19 protein-coding genes and 5 tRNA genes are annotated in these 20,900 nt (G+C 63.9%); 2 read left to right on the forward strand and 22 right to left on the reverse strand.

Annotation, left to right across the window (positions count from 1 at the left end; genetic code table 11):
- Positions 1-20 precede the first annotated feature (20 nt).
- The 19 genes from rpoC to petA form a co-directional block, all read right to left on the reverse strand.
- A complete protein-coding gene (gene rpoC, locus DSM104440_RS16020; protein ID WP_171164379.1) occupies positions 21-4,217 on the reverse strand; it encodes a DNA-directed RNA polymerase subunit beta' in 4,197 nt (1,398 codons plus the stop codon).
- Between the two features lie 52 nt (positions 4,218-4,269).
- Complete coding sequence (rpoB, locus tag DSM104440_RS16025; protein ID WP_171164381.1) at positions 4,270-8,343, reverse strand: DNA-directed RNA polymerase subunit beta; 4,074 nt, start codon at positions 8,341-8,343, stop codon at positions 4,270-4,272.
- A gap of 204 nt (positions 8,344-8,547) precedes the next feature.
- Complete coding sequence (gene rplL, locus DSM104440_RS16030; protein ID WP_171164383.1) at positions 8,548-8,925, reverse strand: 50S ribosomal protein L7/L12; 378 nt, start codon at positions 8,923-8,925, stop codon at positions 8,548-8,550.
- Positions 8,926-8,976: 51 nt separating this feature from the next.
- The gene (rplJ, locus tag DSM104440_RS16035; protein WP_171164385.1) at positions 8,977-9,507 is read right to left on the reverse strand and encodes a 50S ribosomal protein L10; all 531 of its coding nucleotides are present in this window, start codon (positions 9,505-9,507) and stop codon (positions 8,977-8,979) included.
- Positions 9,508-9,687: 180 nt separating this feature from the next.
- Positions 9,688-10,395, reverse strand: coding sequence for a 50S ribosomal protein L1 (gene rplA, locus DSM104440_RS16040; RefSeq protein ID WP_171164387.1), 708 nt, complete (start codon positions 10,393-10,395; stop codon positions 9,688-9,690).
- On the reverse strand, positions 10,396-10,827 hold the full coding sequence (rplK, locus tag DSM104440_RS16045) for a 50S ribosomal protein L11 (RefSeq protein ID WP_171164389.1): 432 nt from the start codon (positions 10,825-10,827) through the stop codon (positions 10,396-10,398).
- Positions 10,828-10,889: 62 nt separating this feature from the next.
- Positions 10,890-11,423 (reverse strand): transcription termination/antitermination protein NusG, encoded by a 534-nt coding sequence (gene nusG, locus DSM104440_RS16050; RefSeq protein ID WP_171166031.1) that lies wholly within the window; start codon positions 11,421-11,423, stop codon positions 10,890-10,892.
- A gap of 3 nt (positions 11,424-11,426) precedes the next feature.
- Complete coding sequence (gene secE / locus DSM104440_RS16055) at positions 11,427-11,774, reverse strand: preprotein translocase subunit SecE (RefSeq protein WP_171164391.1); 348 nt, start codon at positions 11,772-11,774, stop codon at positions 11,427-11,429.
- Positions 11,775-11,808: 34 nt separating this feature from the next.
- Positions 11,809-11,884, reverse strand: a tRNA-Trp gene (locus DSM104440_RS16060).
- A 12-nt stretch (positions 11,885-11,896) separates the two neighbouring features.
- Entirely contained in the window at positions 11,897-13,087 is a 1,191-nt protein-coding gene (tuf, locus tag DSM104440_RS16065; protein ID WP_171164393.1) for an elongation factor Tu, read from the reverse strand.
- A 67-nt stretch (positions 13,088-13,154) separates the two neighbouring features.
- Positions 13,155-13,229 (reverse strand) — tRNA-Thr (locus DSM104440_RS16070).
- 11 nt (positions 13,230-13,240) lie between these two features.
- Positions 13,241-13,314 (reverse strand) — tRNA-Gly (locus DSM104440_RS16075).
- A 64-nt stretch (positions 13,315-13,378) separates the two neighbouring features.
- Positions 13,379-13,465 (reverse strand) — tRNA-Tyr (locus tag DSM104440_RS16080).
- A 352-nt stretch (positions 13,466-13,817) separates the two neighbouring features.
- A tRNA-Thr gene (locus DSM104440_RS16085) sits at positions 13,818-13,893 on the reverse strand.
- An 11-nt stretch (positions 13,894-13,904) separates the two neighbouring features.
- On the reverse strand, positions 13,905-14,321 hold the full coding sequence (locus DSM104440_RS16090) for a ClpXP protease specificity-enhancing factor (RefSeq protein ID WP_171164394.1): 417 nt from the start codon (positions 14,319-14,321) through the stop codon (positions 13,905-13,907).
- Positions 14,322-14,333: 12 nt separating this feature from the next.
- The gene (locus DSM104440_RS16095; RefSeq protein WP_171164396.1) at positions 14,334-14,933 is read right to left on the reverse strand and encodes a glutathione S-transferase N-terminal domain-containing protein; all 600 of its coding nucleotides are present in this window, start codon (positions 14,931-14,933) and stop codon (positions 14,334-14,336) included.
- A 73-nt stretch (positions 14,934-15,006) separates the two neighbouring features.
- Entirely contained in the window at positions 15,007-15,750 is a 744-nt protein-coding gene (locus tag DSM104440_RS16100) for a cytochrome c1 (protein ID WP_171164397.1), read from the reverse strand.
- Between the two features lie 5 nt (positions 15,751-15,755).
- Positions 15,756-17,069 (reverse strand): cytochrome b, encoded by a 1,314-nt coding sequence (locus tag DSM104440_RS16105; RefSeq protein ID WP_171164398.1) that lies wholly within the window; start codon positions 17,067-17,069, stop codon positions 15,756-15,758.
- A gap of 4 nt (positions 17,070-17,073) precedes the next feature.
- Positions 17,074-17,679, reverse strand: coding sequence for a ubiquinol-cytochrome c reductase iron-sulfur subunit (gene petA / locus DSM104440_RS16110; RefSeq protein ID WP_171164399.1), 606 nt, complete (start codon positions 17,677-17,679; stop codon positions 17,074-17,076).
- Between the two features lie 156 nt (positions 17,680-17,835).
- Between petA and mscL the strand changes: the two genes are divergently transcribed.
- Both mscL and DSM104440_RS16120 read left to right on the forward strand, forming a co-directional pair.
- Entirely contained in the window at positions 17,836-18,252 is a 417-nt protein-coding gene (gene mscL / locus DSM104440_RS16115; protein WP_171164401.1) for a large conductance mechanosensitive channel protein MscL, read from the forward strand.
- On the forward strand, positions 18,253-19,404 hold the full coding sequence (locus DSM104440_RS16120; RefSeq protein WP_171164403.1) for a trypsin-like peptidase domain-containing protein: 1,152 nt from the start codon (positions 18,253-18,255) through the stop codon (positions 19,402-19,404). It abuts the gene before it with no gap.
- A 2-nt stretch (positions 19,405-19,406) separates the two neighbouring features.
- Here the strand turns inward: DSM104440_RS16120 and tatC are convergent, their stop codons facing one another.
- Genes tatC through tatA form a run of 3 tightly spaced genes read right to left on the reverse strand, consistent with a single transcriptional unit; the run spans position 19,407 to position 20,886 of the window.
- Entirely contained in the window at positions 19,407-20,153 is a 747-nt protein-coding gene (tatC, locus tag DSM104440_RS16125; RefSeq protein ID WP_171164405.1) for a twin-arginine translocase subunit TatC, read from the reverse strand.
- A 6-nt stretch (positions 20,154-20,159) separates the two neighbouring features.
- Positions 20,160-20,621 (reverse strand): Sec-independent protein translocase protein TatB, encoded by a 462-nt coding sequence (gene tatB, locus DSM104440_RS16130; protein WP_171164407.1) that lies wholly within the window; start codon positions 20,619-20,621, stop codon positions 20,160-20,162.
- 43 nt (positions 20,622-20,664) lie between these two features.
- Positions 20,665-20,886 (reverse strand): Sec-independent protein translocase subunit TatA, encoded by a 222-nt coding sequence (gene tatA / locus DSM104440_RS16135; RefSeq protein WP_171164409.1) that lies wholly within the window; start codon positions 20,884-20,886, stop codon positions 20,665-20,667.
- Positions 20,887-20,900: the final 14 nt, after the last annotated feature.

Genomic DNA, 20,900 nt, shown 5'->3' on the forward strand with positions numbered 1-20,900 from the left:
AGGGGCTTATGGCATCCCGGTCAAGCAACCTGCTCGCTACCAACGTCAGACTCGTCCAGGGCAAAGCCGAACGAAGCGCTGGCGCCCGGCTCGACTTCCTTCTTCTTCCGGGTCGAGTGGTAGGCCAGGCCCGTGCCCGCCGGGATGAGGCGACCGACGATGACGTTCTCCTTGAGGCCGCGCAGGTCGTCCTTCTTGCCCATGATGGCCGCCTCGGTGAGCACCCGGGTGGTCTCCTGGAAGGAGGCCGCCGAGATGAACGAGTCGGTCGACAGGGACGCCTTGGTGATGCCGAGCAGCATGTACTCGAACTGGGCCGGCTTCTTGCCGTCGTTCCTGGCCCGGTCGTTCTCGCCGAGGTAGTCGGCACGCTCGACCTGCTCGCCCACAATGAAGCGGGTGTCGCCCGGATCCGTGATCTGGACCCGGCGGAGCATCTGGCGAACGATGACCTCGATGTGCTTGTCGTTGATCTTCACGCCCTGCAGGCGGTAGACGTCCTGCACCTCGTCGATGATGTAGCGCGCGAGCGCTTCCATCCCCTGGAGGCGAAGGATGTCGTGCGGATCCGCCGGGCCGTCGACGATCGTCTCGCCCTTGTTGACCACCTGGCCGTCGTGCACGGTGACGTGCTTTTCCTTCGGGATCAGGTACTCGTGGGCGGCGCCATCGACGTCCGTGATGATCAGGCGCTGCTTGCCCTTCGTGTCCTTGCCGAACGAAACCGTGCCGGTGATCTCCGCGAGCAGGCCCGCATCCTTCGGCGAGCGCGCTTCGAAGAGCTCGGCCACGCGCGGCAGGCCGCCCGTGATGTCGCGGGTCTTGGACGACTCCTGCGGGATACGCGCGAGCACGTCGCCCACGTTCACCTGCTGGCCGTTCTTGACCGTGATGATCGCGCCGATCTGGAACGTGTAGTTCACCGGGGTATCACCCGTGGCAAGCTTCACTTCCTTGCCCTTGTCGCCGATCAGCTTCACCGCCGGGCGCAGGCCCTTGGTAGCCGACGTGCCGCGGCGCTTCGGATCGATCACGACCAGGCTCGAAAGGCCCGTGGTCTCGTCGATCTGCTTGGCCACGGTGACGCCTTCCTCGACGTTGTCGAACTTCGTCTCGCCCGCGTACTCGGTGATGATGGGGCGCGTGAGCGGATCCCAATTGGAGAGCGACTGGCCGGCCTTCACCTTCGCGCCGTCCTTCACCGTGAGCGTCGCGCCATAGGGAACCTTGTGGCGCTCGCGCTCGCGGCCGCTGTCGTCGGCGATGATGATCTCGCCGCTGCGCGAAATCGCGATCTGTTCCTCACGCGAGTTGGTGATGTAGCGCATCGTGGCCGAGAACTGCGCCAGGCCGTTCGACTTCGCTTCGACGGAGCTCGCCACCGCGGTACGCGAAGCCGCGCCACCGATGTGGAACGTGCGCATCGTGAGCTGCGTGCCCGGTTCGCCGATCGACTGCGCGGCGATGACGCCGACAGCCTCGCCGACGTTCACGAGCGAGCCACGGCCCAGGTCGCGGCCGTAGCAGCGCGCGCAGATGCCGAAACGCGTATCGCATGTGAGCGGCGTGCGCACCTTGACTTCGTCGATGCCCAGCGACTCGATGCGCTCAACCATATCCTCGTCCAGCGGCGTGCCCGCGGCGACCACAACCTCGTGGCCCTCCGGATTGAGCACGTCGGTCGCGACGACGCGGCCCAGAATGCGCTCGCGCAGCGGCTCGACCACTTCGCCGCCTTCGACCAGCGCCTTCATGTCCATGCCGGTGACCGTGCCGCAATCGTCTTCCACCACCACGAGATCCTGGGTGACGTCGACCAGGCGGCGCGTGAGGTAGCCGGAGTTCGCGGTCTTCAGCGCCGTATCGGCAAGACCCTTGCGGGCGCCGTGCGTCGAGATGAAGTACTGCAGAACGTTCAGGCCTTCGCGGAAGTTCGCCGTGATCGGCGTCTCGATGATCGAGCCGTCCGGCTTCGCCATCAGGCCGCGCATGCCGGCCAGCTGGCGAATCTGCGCCGCGGAACCACGCGCGCCCGAATCGGCCATCATGTAGATCGCGTTGAACGACTCCTGCGAGACTTCCTTGCCCTTGCGATCGATGACCTTCTCGCTGCCGAGCTGGTCCATCATCGCCTTGGCGATCTGGTCGCCGGCGCGGCCCCAGATGTCGACCACCTTGTTGTAGCGCTCGCCCTGGGTCACGAGACCCGAGGTGTACTGGCGCTCGATTTCCTTCACTTCCTCTTCGCTCTTGTCGATGATGCTCGCCTTCTGCGAAGGGATGAGCAGGTCGTCGACGCAGATCGATAGGCCGGCGCGCGTGGCGTAGGTGAAGCCCGTGTACATCAGCTTGTCGGCGAAGATCACCGTTTCGCGGATGCCGCAGCGGCGGAACGCCTCGTTGATGAGCTTCGAGATTTCCTTCTTCTTGAGCGCCTTGTTGATGATCGCGAACGGCAGGCCCGCCGGCAGGATTTCCGACAGGAGCGAGCGACCAACGGTCGTCTCGTGGCGATTCACCACTTCGGTGAGCTCGCCCGCTTCGTTCTTAAGGACCTCGCGGATGCGCACCGTGACACGCGCGTGCAGCTCCACGCCGCCCGACTCGTAGGCACGGCTGACTTCAGCGACGTTGGTGAACACCGAGCCCTCGCCGCGCGCGTTCACGCGATCGCGGGTGGCGTAGTACAGGCCCAGCACGATGTCCTGCGACGGCACGATGACCGGTTCGCCGTGCGCCGTGTGGAGCACGTTGTTGGACGACAGCATGAGCGTGCGCGCTTCCATCTGCGCTTCGAGCGAGATGGGCACGTGGACCGCCATCTGGTCACCGTCGAAGTCCGCGTTGAACGCGGCGCAAACCAGCGGGTGCAGCTGGATCGCCTTGCCTTCGATCAGCACCGGCTCGAACGCCTGGATGCCGAGGCGGTGGAGCGTCGGTGCGCGGTTGAGCAGCACCGGGTGCTCGCGGATCACCTCTTCGAGGATGTCCCAGACCACCGGTTCCTGGCTCTCGACCATGCGCTTGGCCGCCTTGATCGTCGTCGCAAGCCCCATCACTTCGAGCTTGTGGAAGATGAAGGGCTTGAACAGCTCGAGCGCCATCAGCTTGGGCAGGCCGCACTGGTGGAGCTTGAGCGTCGGGCCGACCACAATGACCGAACGGCCCGAGTAGTCGACGCGCTTGCCGAGCAGGTTCTGGCGGAAGCGGCCGCTCTTGCCCTTGATCATGTCGGCGAGCGACTTGAGCGCGCGCTTGTTGGCGCCCGTCATCGCCTTGCCGCGGCGGCCGTTGTCGAGCAGCGAGTCGACGGCTTCCTGCAGCATGCGCTTTTCGTTGCGCACGATGATTTCGGGAGCCTTGAGCTCGAGCAGGCGCTTGAGGCGGTTGTTGCGGTTGATCACGCGACGATAGAGGTCGTTCAGGTCCGACGTCGCGAAGCGGCCGCCGTCGAGCGGAACCAGCGGACGCAAGTCCGGCGGCAGCACGGGCAGCACTTCCATGATCATCCAGTCGGGCTTGATGCCCGACTTGTTGAACGCCTCGAGCACCTTCAGGCGCTTGGCGATCTTCTTGATCTTGGTTTCCGACGACGTGGCGGCGAGGTCCGTGCGCAGCGTGTCGATGTCGCGGGGGACGTCGAGCTTGCGCAGCAGGTCGCGAACGCCCTCGGCGCCCATGGCAGCCGAGAAATCGTCACCGTACTCCTCGACCTTCGCGAGGTAGTCGTCCTCGGAGAGGAGCTGGCAGCGGTTGAGCGGCGTCATGCCCGGGTCGGTCACGACGTAGGCTTCGAAGTACAGGACGCGTTCGATGTCGCGCAGCGTCATGTCGAGCACCATGCCCAGGCGGGACGGGAGGCTCTTCAGGAACCAGATGTGGGCGACGGGGCTCGCGAGCTCGATATGGCCCATGCGCTCGCGGCGCACCTTGGTGAGCGTGACTTCGACACCGCACTTCTCGCAGATGACGCCACGGTGCTTGAGGCGCTTGTACTTGCCGCACAGGCACTCATAGTCCTTCACCGGGCCGAAGATCTTGGCGCAGAAAAGGCCGTCACGCTCCGGCTTGAAGGTGCGGTAGTTGATGGTCTCCGGCTTCTTCACTTCACCGTAGGACCACGAGCGGATCTTGTCCGGCGATGCGAGCCCGATGCGAATGGCGTCGAACTCTTCTTCCTGGGTGACCTGCTTGAACAGATCGAGCAATGCTTTCATGCGAAATCTCCTGGTAACTGGTCGCTAGGGCAATCGTTGGTTGCTGTTGCGATCAGTAGCGCTCGAGGTCGATGTCGATCGCGAGAGAGCGGATTTCCTTCACCAGCACGTTGAACGACTCGGGCATGCCCGCCTCGATCTTGTGCTCGCCCTTCACGATGTTTTCGTAGACCTTCGTGCGTCCCTGGGTGTCGTCGGACTTGACGGTAAGCATTTCCTGCAGCGTGTACGACGCGCCGTAAGCTTCCAGCGCCCACACTTCCATCTCGCCGAAACGCTGGCCACCGAACTGCGCCTTGCCGCCCAGCGGCTGCTGGGTGACGAGCGAGTACGGACCGGTCGAACGCGCGTGCATCTTGTCGTCGACGAGGTGGTGCAGCTTGAGGATGTGCATGTAGCCCACGGTCACGGGGCGGTCGAATGCGTCGCCCGTGCGGCCGTCGAACAGCGTGATCTGACCGCTGCGCGGCAGGCCCGCGAGCTCCAGCATGTCCTTGATCTCGACTTCGGTTGCACCGTCGAACACCGGCGTGGCGAACGGGACGCCCGCCACCAGGTTGCGGCCCAGCTCCAGGACCTCGTGGTCCTCGAGGCCGGCGATGTCTTCCTTCTTGCCCGCCGAGTTGTAGATCTTGTCGAGGAACTTGCGGATCTTCGGCGCGCCTTCCTCGGCACGCAGCATCTCCTGGATACGCAGGCCCAGGCCCTTCGCGGCCCACCCGAGGTGGGTCTCGAGGATCTGGCCCACGTTCATGCGCGAGGGCACGCCCAGCGGGTTCAGCACGATGTCCACCGGAGTGCCATCGGCCATGAAGGGCATGTCCTCGACCGGAACGATCTTGGAGATGACGCCCTTGTTGCCGTGGCGGCCGGCCATCTTGTCGCCCGGTTGCAGGCGGCGCTTCACCGCGACATAGACCTTCACCATCTTCTGCACGCCCGGGGGCAGCTCGTCGCCCTGCGTGAGCTTCTTCTTCTTTTCCTCGAAGGCGCGGTCGAACTCCTTCTCGGTGAGCTCGACGCGCTGCTTCAACTGCTCGAGCTGCGCGGCAGCGTCATCATCCGTGAGGCGGATGTCGTACCACTGGCGGGACTCGAGCTCGGCGAGGTAGGCCTTGGTGATCTTGGCGCCCTTCGCGAGCTTGTTCGGCCCGCCCTTCGCGGTCTTGCCGATGAGCATCTTCTCGAGGCGCGCGAACAGATCCTGCTCGACGATGCGCAGCTGGTCCTGGAGGTCCTTGCGGTAGTCCTTGAGCTGGTCGTCGATGATCTGCTGGGCGCGCTTGTCGCGCGTGATGCCTTCGCGCGTGAACACCTGGACGTCGATCACGCAGCCCGAAATTCCCGAGGGAACGCGCAGGCTCGTGTCCTTCACATCGGAGGCCTTCTCGCCGAAGATCGCGCGCAGCAGCTTCTCTTCCGGGGTGAGCTGGGTCTCGCCCTTCGGCGTGACCTTGCCCACGAGCACGTCACCGGCTTCCACTTCCGCGCCGATGTAGACGATGCCCGACTCGTCGAGGCGCGAAAGCATGCGCTCCGAGAGGTTGGAGATGTCGCGGGTGATTTCCTCGGGGCCGAGCTTCGTGTCGCGGGCGACGACCACCAGTTCCTCGATGTGGATCGAGGTGTAGCGGTCTTCGGCGACGATGCGCTCGGAGATGAGGATGGAGTCCTCGAAGTTGTAGCCGTTCCAGGGCATGAACGCGACCAGGAGGTTCTGGCCGAGTGCCAGCTCGCCCATGTCCGTCGATGCGCCGTCGGCCACGACGTCTCCGGAGGCGATCTGGTCGTTCACCTTCACCAGCGGACGCTGGTTGATGTTCGTGTTCTGGTTGGAACGCGTGTACTTCGTGAGGTTGTAGATGTCGACACCGGCTTCGCCGGCCTTGGTCTCGCTGTCGTTCACGCGAACGACGATGCGGCCCGCGTCCACGTAATCCACGCGGCCGCCACGGCGCGCCTGCACGGCGGTGCCGGAGTCGATCGCGACGGTCCGCTCGATGCCCGTGCCGACCAGCGACTTCTCCGCACGCAGGCAGGGAACGGCCTGGCGCTGCATGTTCGAACCCATGAGGGCGCGGTTCGCGTCGTCATGCTCGAGGAACGGGATCAGCGAGGCTGCGACCGAAACGATCTGCGAGGGCGCGACGTCGATGTACTCGATCTTGTCGGGCGCCGACAGCATGAACTCGTTGCGGTGGCGGCAGGAGACGAGTTCGTCAGTAAGCTTGCCCGCCTTGTCCGTCTCTGCGTTCGCCTGCGCGATCACGTACTTGCCTTCCTCGATCGCCGACAGGAACTCGATGTCCTTCGTGACCTTCCCGTCCTTCACGCGGCGGTACGGCGTCTCGATGAAGCCGTACTCGTTGGTCCGCGCGAAGAGCGCGAGCGAGTTGATCAGGCCGATGTTCGGGCCTTCCGGCGTTTCGATCGGGCACACGCGGCCGTAGTGGGTCGGGTGCACGTCGCGCACTTCGAAGCCTGCGCGCTCGCGCGTAAGACCGCCCGGGCCCAGCGCCGAGATGCGCCGCTTGTGCGTGATCTCGGACAACGGGTTGGTCTGGTCCATGAACTGCGAAAGCTGCGAGGAGCCGAAGAACTCCTTGATCGCCGCGGAGACGGGCTTCGCGTTGATCAGGTCGTGCGGCATCAGATTCTCGCTCTCGGCCTGCGAGAGGCGCTCGCGCACGGCGCGCTCGACGCGCACCAGGCCCGAACGGAACTGGTTTTCGGCAAGCTCGCCCACCGAACGCACGCGGCGATTGCCGAGGTGGTCGATGTCGTCGATCTCGCCGCGGCCGTTGCGAAGCTCCACGAGGATCTTGATCACGGCGACGATGTCCTCGGTGGACAACGTCATCGGACCCTTGAGCTCATCGCGGCCGACGCGGCGGTTGAACTTCATGCGGCCGACGTCCGACAGGTCGTAGCGGTCTTCGCTGAAGAACAGCCCGTTGAAGAGCGTCTTCACGGCCTCTTCGGTCGGCGGCTCGCCGGGGCGCATCATGCGGTAAATCGCCACCTTGGCGTTGAGCTCGTCGACCGTCTCGTCCACGCGCAGCGTCTGCGACATGTACGGACCCTGGTCGAGGTCGTTGGTGTAGATGGTTTTGAGGTCCTCGACGCCGGCGTCGAGGATCTTCTTGAGCAGGGCTTCCGTGATCTCGTCGTTCGCGTTCGCGAGGACTTCACCCGTCTCCTTGTTGACCACGCCCTTGGCAAGCGTGCGGCCGACGAGGAAATCGGGTTCCACGGAAAGCTTCTTCATGCCCGCGGCTTCCATCTCGCGGATGTGCTTCACGGTGATGCGCTTGTCCTTCTGGACGATGACCTTGCCGGCCTTCGTCGCGATGTCGAAACGCGCGATCTCGCCACGCAGGCGCTCGGGAACGATGTCGAACTCGATGCCCTTCTTCGTCGCGTGGAACGTGTCGAACATGAAGAACTCCTCGAGGATCCGCTCCGGCTTGTAGCCGAGCGCCTTGAGGAGGATGGTCACCGGCATCTTGCGACGACGGTCGACGCGGAAATACAGGAAATCCTTCGGATCGAATTCGAAGTCGAGCCACGAGCCGCGGTAGGGAATCACGCGGGCCGAGAACAGGAGCTTGCCCGACGAGTGCGTCTTGCCGCGATCGTGCTCGAAGAACACGCCCGGCGAGCGGTGCAACTGCGAGACGATGACGCGCTCGGTGCCGTTGATGACAAAGGAGCCGTTGCGGGTCATGAGCGGAATCTCGCCCATGTAGACCTCCTGCTCCTTCATCTCCTTGATCGTGGGCTTGCTCGCCTCGCGATCCATGATGATGAGGCGCACCTTCGCGCGCAGGGGGCTCGCGAACGTGAGGCCGCGCTGCTGGCACTCGACCACGTCGAAGGCGGGCTCGCCCAGCGCATAGCTCACGAACTCCAGGCGGGCGTTGCCCGAATGGCTGGAGATCGGGAACACGGACTGAAAGGCCGACTGCAGGCCCATCTCGTTGCGCTGGTCCGCAGGCGATTCAGCCTGCAGGAACTGCGCGTACGAGTTGATCTGCGTGGCGAGCAGGAAGGGCACATCCAGGACAGCCGCGCGCTTGGCGAAGCTCTTGCGGATGCGTTTCTTCTCGGTAAATGAGTAGGTCATGTGGGCTCCAAGAACACAACGGGACGCCAGTCGAGCAAGCGCGTCCGCGCGCCCGACTGGTGCTCATGGCCTGGTGGCTCGCCGCTACGAGCCGCTGGCGGACGGCCATGTGAGGAACATGGCCCGACCAAACCTGCCTTCTGCAGTCGCTTCAGAAGACAAAGGCTAGCCCCGTGAGGGGCTGGCCTTTGCACACTGCAGCTGTTACTTGATCTCAGCCTTGGCGCCGGCTTCTTCGAGCTTCTTCTTGATCGACTCGGAGTCAGCCTTGTTCACGGCTTCCTTCACGGCCTTCGGCGCACCGTCAACGAGGTCCTTGGCTTCCTTCAAGCCCAGGCCCGTGATTTCGCGCACGGCCTTGATGGTGTTCACCTTGTTCTCGCCGGCCGAGATCAGCATCACGGTGAACTCGGTCTTCTCTTCGGCAGCAGCGGCACCGGCAGCGGCGGGCGCGGCAACGGCGACGGTGGCGGCAGCGGCGGAGACGCCGAACTTCTCTTCCATGTCCTTGATGAGCTGCGAGAGCTCGAGGACCGTCATGCTGGAGATTGCGTCGAGGATTTCTTGCTTGGCGATAGCCATATTGATTGCTCCTGGAACGTTAGGTTCTATGAATGGTGTCGACGGGCGGGATCAGGCCGCAGCCTTTTCCTTCTGGTCACGAACGGCGGCCAGGGTACGGACGAACTTGCCCGGAACCTGGTTGAGCGTCTGGACGAACTTGGCGACCGGTGCTTGCATCGTGCCGAGCAGCTTGGCGAGGAGCTCATCGCGGCTGGGCATCGTGGCAAGGCTTCCGACCTCCTTGGCCGTCATCACGTAGCCGGGCATCGCGCCGGCCTTGATGACGAGCTTGTCGTTCGTCTTCGCGTACGTGTGGAGCACCTTCGCGGCGGCCACCGGGTCATCGGAAATGCCGTAGGCGAGCGGGCCGACCATCTTCTCGGCGAGCTTCTCGAACGGCGTTCCCTGGACCGCGCGGCGCGCGAGGGTGTTCTTCAGGACGCGCAGGTAGACGCCCGAAGCCCGCGCTTGCGCGCGAAGCTGCGTGACGTTCTCCACGGGCAGGCCACGGTATTCCGCAAGCACGATGGCCTGGGCCTTGGCGATGCGCGCGGAGACTTCCGCGACGACTTCCTTTTTCTCTTCAAGATTCAGACTCAAGGTCTTTCTCCTTCGATGAATAGCGACCTTTCGTCAGGAGGAATCCTGGCGGGGTGCGCCATCTGCGTAGGCGTCGGGCGTTGCTGCCACCCTCGATTGAGCCCGCATCGCGGGCGCCTACGGTCTTTGATAACCCGCCGTCACCGAACTGGCCGACGGCGGCCCAAAGCCTTTTGCTGCTTAATGAGTTCCGGTGGCCTGCGCACCAGCCATGCCGGAGGCGTCGACCTTCACGCCCACGCCCATCGTGCTGGAGACGGACACCTTCTTGAGGTAGACGCCCTTCATCGACGTCGGACGCGACTTGCCGATCGCGCCCAGCAGGGCATCGAAATTCTCGGCGAGCGCTTCGACATCAAACGAGGCGCGGCCGATCGTGCACTGCACGATGCCGGCCTTGTCGGCGCGGTACTGGACCTGGCCGCCCTTGGCGTTCTTCACCGCTTCGGCGACGTTCGCCGAGACCGTGCCCACCTTCGGGTTCGGCATCAGGCCGCGCGGGCCGAGCACCTGGCCCAGGGGACCGACGACCTTCATCGCGTCAGGCGAGGCGATGACGACGTCGAAGTCCATGAAGCCGCCCTTCACCTTTTCGGCGAGGTCGTCGAATCCGACGATGTCGGCGCCGGCAGCCTTGGCGGCTTCGGCATTCGCGCCCTGCGTGAAGACCGCGACGCGGACCACCTTGCCGGTGCCGCGCGGGAGGACGACCGAGCCGCGAACGACCTGGTCGGATTTCTTCGCGTCGATGCCGAGGTTCACCGCGACATCGATCGACTCATCGAACTTCGCCGTGGCGGTCTGCTTGACCAGGCCGAGGGCGTCCTTGAGGGCGTAGGCCTTGGTGCGATCGACCAGCGCCGTGTTCTTCGTGACTCGCTTGGACATTTAGATGCCCTCCACTTCGACGCCCATGCTGCGGGCGCTGCCGGCGATCGTGCGCACGGCGGCCTTGAGGTCCGCGGCGGTGAGATCGGGCATCTTGGTCTTGGCGATTTCCTCGGCCTGGGCACGCGTGAGCTTGCCGACCTTGTCGGTATGCGGCCGCGGGCTGCCCTTCTCGAGCTTGATCGCCTTCTTGATCAGCACCGACGCCGGGGGCGTCTTGATGATGAACGTGAAGCTCTTGTCCGCGAAAGCGGTGATCACGACGGGAAGCATCAGGCCCGGCTCGACCTTTTGCGTCTGCGCGTTGAACGCCTTGCAGAATTCCATGATGTTCAGGCCACGCTGACCGAGCGCGGGACCGATGGGCGGCGAGGGATTCGCCTTGCCCGCCGGCACCTGAAGCTTGATGAAGCCAATGATCTTCTTTGCCACGTTACTTCTCCTTCGGGTTCAAGCGGACGCGGATACCGCGCCCTCCCCGTTTCCGGTTTTGGCTAGGCCTTCTCGACCTGGCCGAACTCGAGCTCGACAGGCGTGGGGCGACCGAAGATCAGCACCGACACGCGAATCTTGCTCTTCTCGTAATTCACTTCCTCGACGGTGCCATTGAAGTCGTTGAACGGACCTTCCGTGACACGCACCGACTCGCCCACTTCGAAGAGCACCTTCGGCTTGGGCTTTTCCACACCCTCCTGAACCTGGTGGAGGATGTTTTCCACTTCCTTGTCCGAGATCGGCGTGGGCCGCATCGCGGTCCCGCCGATGAATCCGGTCACCTTCGGCGTGCTCTTCACCAGGTGCCAGGTCTCGTCCGTCATGTCCATCTGCACGAGGATGTAGCCCGGGAAGAAGCGGCGCTCGCTGATCGCCTTCTGCCCGCTCTTCATCTCAACCACTTCCTCCACCGGCACCAGCACCTGACCGAACTTGTCGGCCATGCCGGAGCGCTTGATCCGGTCGATGAGGGCGGCCTGGATGCTCTTCTCCTGCCCGGAGTAGGCGTGGACCACATACCAACGCATCGACATCATCTAGCTCCCTTGCCCCAGCAGTTTCTGCGTCACCCACAGCAGGCCCGAGTCGACGGCCCACATGAACACAGCCATCACGAACACGAAGACGAACACCACGCCGGTGGTCTGCAGTGTCTCCTTGCGGGAGGGCCACACCACGCGCTTGGCCTCTTCCCACGACTCGCGCGCGAACACGACGAAGTCGCGACCGGCCTGGGTGAACCACATCACCGCAGCCGCCACCGCGAACGCCCCCAGCAGCACGCCCAGGCGCACCACCAGCGGCTTATCGCCGATTGCGTAGAAGCCCCAGAGGCCCCCTGCCGCGATGAGAGCGGCTACCGCCCACTTGATTCGTTCAGCCATGCTGCAGGATCCGTTTCTTCAAACTGCCTGTGTCTGGCAGGCCAGGAGGGTCTCGAACCCCCAACCTGCGGTTTTGGAGACCGCCGCTCTGCCAATTGAGCTACTGGCCTAACTACGAACGCTTACTCGAGGACCTTCGACACGACGCCGGCGCCGACGGTGCGGCCACCTTCGCGAATGGCGAAGCGAAGCTTCTCTTCCATGGCGATGGGCGCGATGAGCGTCACCACCATCTTGATGTTGTCGCCGGGCATCACCATCTCGGTGCCCTCGGGCAGCACCAGGCTGCCGGTCACGTCGGTGGTGCGGAAGTAGAACTGCGGACGGTAGCCATTGAAGAACGGCGTGTGGCGACCACCCTCTTCCTTCGACAGCACGTACACCTCGCACTCGAACTTCGTGTGCGGCGGGATCGAGCCGGGCTTGGCCAGCACCTGGCCGCGCTCAACTTCTTCGCGCTTGGTGCCGCGCAGCAGGATGCCCACGTTGTCACCGGCCTGGCCCTGGTCGAGCAGCTTCCGGAACATTTCAACGCCCGTGCAAATCGTCTTCTGCGTAGCCTTCAGGCCCACGATCTCGATTTCGTCACCGACCTTGCAGATCCCGCGCTCGATACGACCGGTCACCACCGTGCCGCGGCCCGAGATCGAGAACACGTCTTCGACGGGCATCAGGAACGCACCTTCGATCGCACGCTCCGGCGTCGGAATGTACGTGTCGAGGGCTTCGGCGAGCTTCATGATCGCCCCTTCGCCCATCTCCGAGGTGTCGCCCTCGAGCGCCTTGAGCGCCGAGCCGATCACGATCGGGGTCTTGTCCCCGGGGAACTTGTACTTGCTCAGGAGCTCACGAACCTCCATCTCGACGAGCTCCAGCAGCTCCTTGTCGTCGACCATGTCGGCCTTGTTCATGAACACGATGATGTAGGGCACGCCCACCTGGCGGGCGAGCAGGATGTGCTCGCGCGTCTGCGGCATCGGGCCGTCAGCGGCCGACACCACCAGGATCGCGCCGTCCATCTGCGCCGCACCCGTGATCATGTTCTTCACGTAGTCCGCGTGGCCCGGGCAATCGACGTGCGCGTAGTGACGGTTGGCCGTCTCGTACTCCACGTGTGCCGTGTTGATCGTGATGCCGCGCGCCTTTTCTTCGGGCGCCGCATCGATCTGGTCGTAGGCCTTCGCCTCGCCACCGAACTTCTTCGACAGCACCGTCGTGATCGCCGCCGTCAGCGTCGTCTTGCCGTGGTCCACGTGACCGATCGTGCCCACGTTCACGTGGGGCTTCGTACGTTCGAACTTGCCCTTTGCCATGATCGTCTTCCTGGAGTGCGGTTTATGTCGTGATGCGGTTTTATTGTTGCTGCGGTGCTGCTTGGCCTGGTGCCCATGACGCGGATTGAACGCGTGGCCTCTCCCTTACCAAGGGAGTGCTCTGCCACTGAGCTACATGGGCTCGTACTGTTCTGGAGCGGGTGAAGGGAATCGAACCCTCGTCGTAAGCTTGGAAGGCTTCTGCTCTACCATTGAGCTACACCCGCCGCGAAGTTCGATCCACCCCTGCGAACCCCCGGGTGCCTGCCACCTCAGGATTCCGCCTAAAACTGGTGGAGAGGGTTGGATTCGAACCAACGTAGGCGCAAGGCCAACAGATTTACAGTCTGCCCCCTTTAGCCGCTCGGGCACCTCTCCGCGAAACTCTCGATTATCCATGAATTCGGGGGTTTCTGGCAACCAAAACAGGGGGTTCTCCGTGTTGGCACCCCAATTGCGAGCGTCCTCAGGGGTTCAGCGCAGGGCGAGTTAGCCAGCCCTCACTGCCGCCTTCAGAAATTAGCTTGCCGGCCGAAACCAGACGCAAGGTGGGCCCATCGGCGCCCCGACACCCAGGAGGCCTCCCAACCCGCCCCCAGGCCCTTGGTGTGAGGTCCTGGCCCTTCGCACACGGGGCCATTAACTTCGCCGAATTACAGGCAACTTCCGCTAACCGCCTCGATTTTGGAAATTAGTGCTGGCGGAGGGATGTGCTGCGAACCTTTGAATATGGTGCCGGCAGTCCGAATCGAACGGACGACCTACCGCTTACAAGGCGGTTGCTCTACCAACTGAGCTATGCCGGCGAGGCGAACGCCTATTTGATGAGCTTGAGCTTGGCCTTGCCGGTCGCGGGCGGCTTGGGCGGCTCTGTTTCGCCACCAGCCGTTTCCCCGGCGGGCGCCACGGCCAGGGCGGCAGGCGCCTCGACCGTGAAGAAGGCCCCCTGGCCGTTCTCCCGGGCGAAGATGCCCTGCACCCGGTCGACCGGGATGCTCACTTCGCGCGAAACGCCGTTGAACCGGGCCGAGAACTGGATGATCTCGTTGTTGATCGTCAGGTTCCGGGTCGCGTTGAGACTCACGTTGAGGACGATCTCGCCGTTCTTCACGTACTCGCCGGGAACCCGGGTGCGCTCGTCGACCTTCACGCTCAGGTAAGGCGTGAAGCCGCAGTCCGAGCACCACTCGTAGATGGCGCGGATGAAGTACGGCTTCGTCGAAACGTCGCCCATCAAGCCCCCCGGCTAGCGGCGCATCGCCTTTTCCGAGGCCGTCATCGAGTCGATGAAGGCCTGGCGGGAAAACAGGCGCTCAGCATATTTGAGCAGCGGAGCGGACTGCTTGTTCAACTGGACCTGGTACTGGTCGAGGCGCCACAGGAGCGGGGCGATCGCGACGTCGAGCATCGAGAACTCCTCGCCCAGCATGAACTTCTGCTTCACGAAGATCGGCGCGATCTGGATCAGGTTTTCGCGAACGTACAGCCGCGCTTTTTCCTGGGCCTTTTGCGTGCCCGACTCCAGGACCTGCACGTGATTGAAGAGCTCCTGCTCAAAACGGAACAGGAACAGGCGCGCGCGGGCGCGCATCACGGGGTCGGCCGGCATCAGCTGCGGATGCGGGAAGCGCTCGTCGATGTACTCATTGATGATGTTGGACTCGTACAGGACGAGGTCGCGCTCGACGAGCACCGGCGTGCGGTTGTACGGATTCATCACCGCGAGATCCTCAGGCTTGTTCATGAGGTCCACGTCGATGATCTCGAAATCCATGCCCTTTTCGTAGAGCACGATGCGGCAACGGTGGCTAAAGGGATCCGTGATCCCCGAATAGAGCGTCATCATCCTTGATTACCCCTTGGTCCCCGGGGGCCTCCCGGGCCCCTCTCTGCGGCTTCGCGCCGCACCCTCCGTACGGCTAGCGCACGTCCTTCCAGTATTCGTTCTTCAGCAGCAGCGTCACCACGAAGAACGCACCCAGGAAGAAAAGCACCAGGATTCCCCACTGTTTGCGACTCGCTTGCGCCGGCTCGGCCACATAGGCGAGGAAGTTCACGAGGTCGCCAACATATTGGTCGTATTGCAGCGGAGTGAGCTTGCCCGGCTTGTCCACGACAAGCTTGCGCGATTCCTTCTTGTCCCCGGTATTCGGGTCCATCCGCGTCGTCACGAGCAGATTCTGGCTGCCCTGATATTCCCAGAGCACGTGCGGCATGCTCACGTTCGGGAACACAGTGTTGTTCCACCCGGTGCGCGCCGCCGGGTCACGGTAGAAGCCCTTGAAGTACGTGTAGAGCCAATCGGGCGACCGCGAACGCGCGGCGAGCGACAGATCGGGCGGCACGACGCCGAACCAGTCCTTCGCGTCCTTGGGATTGAGCACCGTGCCCATCGTGTCGCCGATCTTGTCGGTGGCGAACATGAGGTTTTCGCGGATCTGGGCTTCGGAAAGCCCCAGGTCGGCGAGTCGGCCGTAGCGCATCAGCGAGGCGCCGTGGCAGTTCAGGCAATGGTTGACGAAGATCTGCGCGCCCCGCTGCAACGACAGCTTGTCGTTCAGGTTCACGGGCGCGCGCTCGAGCACGACCTTCGGGCCGGAGGCGAGCACGGCCGCGGGGCCGAAGGTGGCGAAAAAGAGGACTGCGGCGAGGATTCTTTTCATCGTCATCACCAAGTGACCCGTTGCGGTTCGGGTTTCTCCTTGTCGATCGCGGTGTACCACGGCATCGCGAAGAAGAAAGCGAAGTAGACGACGCTGAGCACGCGGGCGGCCCACAGCGCGACGTAGTCGCCCCCCACAACCGGCAGCCCCTTGCCGAACTCGCCCCAAACGGTGGTCGGTTCGACCCCGAGGTAGCCCAGCAGGAGGAAGCTCACGATGAACAGCGCGAAGGCGGCGCGGTAGATCGGGCCGCGATAGCGGATCGACTTCACCTTGCCGCGGTCGAGCCAGGGCAGGGCAAAGAAGATCAGCGTGGCCGCGCCCATCACCGCAACACCCGGGAACTGCGACCCTGCGATCGGCGGGACGGCGCGAAGCATCGCGTAGTACGGCGTGAAGTACCAGACCGGCGCAATGTGCTCGGGCGTCTTGAGCGGATCGGCCGGGAGGAAGTTGTTGTACTCGAGGAAGTAGCCCCCGACTTCCGGCGAGAAGAACACGATCACCGAGAAGGCCATGAGGAAGACCGCCACGCCGACCATGTCCTTGATCGTGTAGTACGGGTGGAAGGGGATGCCGTCGACGGGCGTACCGGTCTTCGGGTCGAGGTTCTTCTTGATCTCGATGCCGTCAGGATTGTTCGACCCGACTTCGCGAAGCGCCATGAGGTGCGCCGCAACGAGGCCCAGGAGGACCAGCGGAATCGCCACCACGTGCAGCGCGAAGAAGCGGTTGAGCGTCGCATCAGACACGTTGTAGTCGCCGCGAATCCAGATCGCGAGGTCTTCGCCGATGATCGGCACGGTGCCAAAGAGATTGATGATCACCTGCGCGCCCCAGTACGACATCTGGCCCCAGGGAAGCAGGTAGCCGAAGAAGGCCTCGGCCATCAGGCACAGGTAGATGAGGACGCCGAAGATCCAGACGAGCTCGCGCGGCTTGCGGTACGACCCGTACATCAGCCCGCGGGCCATGTGCAGGTAGACGCAGATGAAGAACATCGAGGCGCCGGTCGAGTGGATGTAGCGGATGAGCCACCCCCCCGGGACGTCGCGCATGATGTACTCGACCGAGGCGAACGCGTGCTCGGCGCTCGGCTTGTAGTTCATCGTGAGGAAGATGCCCGAGACGATCTGGATCACCAGGACCAGCATCGCGAGCGAGCCGAAGTAGTACCAGAAGTTGAAGTTCTTCGGCGCGTAGTACTCGGTGAGCTGCTCGCGGTAAAGGCGGACCAGCGGGAAGCGGGCATCGACCCACGTGAGGATTCCGTTGAACCGTCCGGCGCCCGTGACGGGCTGTTTTTCGATGGCGGCCATGGGGTCAGGCTCCCTTCGTGTCTTCGCCGATCACGAGGTGCGTGGCGCTCGCGAAGCGATGCGGCGGCACGGTCATGTTCGTCGGTGCGGGAGAGCCCTTGAAGACCCGGGCGGAAAGATCGAAACGCGAGTTGTGGCAGGGGCAGTAGTAACCGCCAGGCCAGTCGTTGCCCATGTCGGAGGCAGCGCCCACTTCACGCTTGAGGGTCGGCGAGCAACCCAGGTGGGTGCAGACGCCCTCGACCACGAAGACTTCGGGGCTGATGGATCGCCCGGGGCCTTTGACGTAGTCGGGTTGCTTGGACGAGCTCGACTGGGGGTCGGTGAGGAAGCCGTCGTGCTTGTCGAGCTGCGCGATCATCTCGGGCGTGCGCTTGAGCACCCAGACCGGCTTGCCGCGCCACTCCACGGTGATCTGCTGGCCCGCTTCGAGCTTGCTCAGGTCGACCTCGACCGGAGCGCCGGCGGCCAGCGCCCGGGCGCTCGGGAACCAACTGATGAGGAACGGAGCGGCGACGCCACCTGCGGCGGCGGCACTGACGGCAGTGGTGGCGACGAGCAGCCAGCGGCGCTTCTTCTCGTCGACCTGGTCTTGGACGATGGCGGACATTTCTGGCGGGGGAGGTGGCTTTTGTAGGGACTAATTGATAATTCTAGCAAATTACCCCCCCCGGCTTAAAGCCCGGCAGCACTTCCTCACGTCCGATTGACGCCCCATGGACCCCCCCGTAGATTGGTCCGAGTCCCGAAAAACCCGGAGGAAACAATGAGCTTCATGTCCGAATTCAAGGAATTTGCCGTCAAAGGCAACGTGGTCGACCTGGCGGTGGGCGTCATCATCGGCGCCGCCTTCGGGAAGATCGTCGACTCATTCGTGAACGACCTGGTGATGCCGGTGATCGGCCGGCTCGTCGGCGGGCTCGATTTCACCAATTTCTTCATCGCGCTAAAGGACATCCCGCCCAACGTCCCGATGACACTCGAGGCCGTGAGGAAGGCGGGCATTCCCGTCTTCGCATGGGGCAACTTCATCACGGTGGCCCTCAATTTCGCGATCGTGGCATTCGCGATCTTCCTGATGGTCAAGCAGATCAATCGACTGCGCACGCCCGCCGTCGCGCCGCCGCCGCCTGAAGATGTCGTGCTCCTGCGCGAGATTCGCGACAGCCTGAAAGCCCGCTAGGTGCGCAAACTCTGGCTTCTCTTCGCGCAGGCGGTCACCGTGACGCTCGCGGCGCTGTTCGTCGTGAGCCTGGTGAAGCCCGACCTCCTGGTCTGGCGCTCGAACGTTGTCGCGATTCGTGAAGGCGGGCCGATCGTTCCGTTGCCCGCCGGCGCGTCACGCCCGTTCTCGTTCAGCGACGCGGCGAAGAAAGCCACCCCATCGGTCGTGAACATCTCGGCCACGCGCCAGATTCGCCGCAAGAACCCCCTGCTCGAGGATCCGGTGTTCCAGCGCTTCTTCGGCGAGCGCTTCCAGGTTCCGCCGGAAACGCAGCTCTCGCTCGGCTCGGGCGTGATCGTGAGCGGCGACGGCTACATCCTCACCAACGACCATGTCGTCGAAGGCGTGACGGACATCCAGGTCACGCTCCACGACGGGCGCACCGTGCCGGCCAAGGTGGTGGGACTGGACCCGGACACCGACCTGGCGGTGGTGCGCGTGACCGCGCAGGGCCTGACGCCCATCACCTTCGGGCAGTCGGACCAGACCCGCGTGGGTGATGTCGTGCTCGCGATCGGCGATCCGTTCAGTGTCGGCCAGACCGTGACGATGGGCATCGTGAGCGCCGTCGGCCGCGAGATCGGGTCGGCGAATCCGTTCGGCAGCTTCATCCAGACCGACGCGGCCATCAATCCGGGCAACTCCGGTGGCGCGCTGGTCGACGTGAGCGGCCACCTCATCGGCATCAACACGCTGATCTTCTCGCGCTCCGGCGGCTACCAAGGCATCGGCTTCGCCATTCCGGTGAGCCTCGCCAAGCGCGTCATGGAGCAGATCATCGAGACCGGCGCCGTGACTCGAGGATGGTTCGGCGTCGAAGTCGCGGACATGAATCCGGAGCTCGCCACTTCGCTCGGCATGACCGGCAAGCGCGGCGCGATCGTGGGCGCGATCGAACGCGGCAGCCCCGCGGAGAAAGGCGGCGTGCGGCTCGGCGACGTCATCGTGAGCATCAACGGACGGCACGTCGTCGACGTGAGCCAGGCCCTCAACGCGATCGCCGAAGTGCCGCCAGGAAAGGCGGTGCCGGTGAAAGTGTTGCGCAAGAACCAGGAATTGGCGCTGGAGGTCACGGTCGGCAAACGTCGCCCGCGTCCGCGCTCGGAGTAGGACTAGGGAGCGCCGCCCGGCGCTTCTTCCTTGCGCCGTTTCTCCACGAGCTGCGCGAAGATGATGCCGATCTCGTAAAGCAGGCACATCGGGATCGCCAGCGCGAGCTGCGAAACCACGTCAGGCGGCGTGACGACCGCGGCGACCACGAAGATCCCGACGATCACGTAGCCGCGGAACTCGCGCAGCTGATCGGTCGTGACGATCCCGGTGGCCACGAGCACCACGACCACGACCGGGATCTCGAAGGCGATGCCGAACGCGAGGAACATCCCGAGAACGAAATTGAAGTACGCCTCGATGTCGGGCGCGACGGAGATGCTCTTCGGCGAGAACTTCAGGATGAAGTCGAAGACGGCGCCGAACACGAAGAAGTAGCAGAACGCCATGCCCGCGAAGAAGAGGATCGTGCTGCTCACCACGAGCGGCAGCATCAGGCGCTTCTCGTGCGCGTAGAGGCCGGGCGCGACGAATGCCCACACTTCGTAGAGCACGTAGGGCAGCACGACCAGGAGCGCCGCCATCATTCCGATCTTCATCGGGATGAGGAACGGCGTGATGACGCCGGTGGCGATCATCTTCGAGCCCGAGGGCAGCGCGTGGATCACGGGTTGCGCCAGGATGTCGTAGAGCTCCGCGCTGAAGTAAAGCGTCGGGATCGCGGCGATCGCCACCGCGATCAGGCAGCGCACGAGGCGCGAGCGCAGCTCGATCAGGTGCGAGAGGAAGGTTTCCTGGGTTTCGGACATCGTCGCTCAGCCCGCGCTCTTGCGGGACCCGTCGTTCGCGTACGTGTCTTCGATGCCGAGCTCGAGTTGCGGCGAGGCCGGTTCGGAGGGCGGAGGCTCGCTCACGAGTTCCGGTGAGACAGCGGTCTCGGCGGCAGCGGGAGACGCATCGGCAGGGGGCGTCGTCGGTTGCATCTCGCGATCGATCTGCGACTGCACGTCGCGAATCTCGCGCTCGGTCTCCGTGGCCTTGGACTCCATGTCGCTGCGGAACGAATTCGCGGCGCCCTCGAATTCTTTCTTCGCGCGATTGAGCTCCGTGAGATCCATTTCGCGATTGATGTCCGACTTCACCTGGGTCACGTAGCGCTGCAGGCGACCGAACAGGTGGCCCAGCGTGCGCGCGACGCGCGGCAGCCGTTCGGGGCCGATCACCACGAGGGCAACCACGCCGACGACGAGAAGTTCGGAAAAGCCGATGTCGAACATTTGCGGCGGGGCCCGCGCGCGAGGCGCGTCCCGTGGGGGAGGATCAGGTCTTCTGCTTGTCCTTGATCTCGCCTTCGATCGTGGACCCGGGCTTGGCGATGTCGCCGGCCTTGCCGGCCTCGCTGCCGTCGGTCTTCATGCCGTCCTTGAAACCCTTCACCGCGCCACCGAGGTCGCTGCCGATGTTGCGCAGCTTCTTCGTGCCGAAGATCAGAAGGATGATCACCAGGACGATCAACCAGTGCCAGATGCTGAGCGAACCCATGAAACTCTCCTAAG

This window comes from Usitatibacter palustris (assembly GCF_013003985.1).
In the GTDB taxonomy this organism is placed as follows: domain Bacteria; phylum Pseudomonadota; class Gammaproteobacteria; order Burkholderiales; family Usitatibacteraceae; genus Usitatibacter; species Usitatibacter palustris.

Coding starts and splice junctions, on each gene's coding strand:
- nusG (WP_171166031.1), bottom strand. CDS start 11,423: ATGTCGATGCGTTGGTATGTGGTCCACGCCTACTCCGGGCAGGAGAAG.
- mscL (WP_171164401.1), top strand. CDS start 17,836: ATGAGCTTCATGTCCGAATTCAAGGAATTTGCCGTCAAAGGCAACGTG.
- tatA (WP_171164409.1), bottom strand. CDS start 20,886: ATGGGTTCGCTCAGCATCTGGCACTGGTTGATCGTCCTGGTGATCATC.
- tatB (WP_171164407.1), bottom strand. CDS start 20,621: ATGTTCGACATCGGCTTTTCCGAACTTCTCGTCGTCGGCGTGGTTGCC.
- DSM104440_RS16095 (WP_171164396.1), bottom strand. CDS start 14,933: ATGATGACGCTCTATTCGGGGATCACGGATCCCTTTAGCCACCGTTGC.
- tatC (WP_171164405.1), bottom strand. CDS start 20,153: ATGTCCGAAACCCAGGAAACCTTCCTCTCGCACCTGATCGAGCTGCGC.
- secE (WP_171164391.1), bottom strand. CDS start 11,774: ATGGCTGAACGAATCAAGTGGGCGGTAGCCGCTCTCATCGCGGCAGGG.
- petA (WP_171164399.1), bottom strand. CDS start 17,679: ATGTCCGCCATCGTCCAAGACCAGGTCGACGAGAAGAAGCGCCGCTGG.
- tuf (WP_171164393.1), bottom strand. CDS start 13,087: ATGGCAAAGGGCAAGTTCGAACGTACGAAGCCCCACGTGAACGTGGGC.
- rpoC (WP_171164379.1), bottom strand. CDS start 4,217: ATGAAAGCATTGCTCGATCTGTTCAAGCAGGTCACCCAGGAAGAAGAG.
- rplL (WP_171164383.1), bottom strand. CDS start 8,925: ATGGCTATCGCCAAGCAAGAAATCCTCGACGCAATCTCCAGCATGACG.
- rplA (WP_171164387.1), bottom strand. CDS start 10,395: ATGTCCAAGCGAGTCACGAAGAACACGGCGCTGGTCGATCGCACCAAG.
- DSM104440_RS16105 (WP_171164398.1), bottom strand. CDS start 17,069: ATGGCCGCCATCGAAAAACAGCCCGTCACGGGCGCCGGACGGTTCAAC.
- DSM104440_RS16090 (WP_171164394.1), bottom strand. CDS start 14,321: ATGGGCGACGTTTCGACGAAGCCGTACTTCATCCGCGCCATCTACGAG.
- DSM104440_RS16100 (WP_171164397.1), bottom strand. CDS start 15,750: ATGAAAAGAATCCTCGCCGCAGTCCTCTTTTTCGCCACCTTCGGCCCC.
- rpoB (WP_171164381.1), bottom strand. CDS start 8,343: ATGACCTACTCATTTACCGAGAAGAAACGCATCCGCAAGAGCTTCGCC.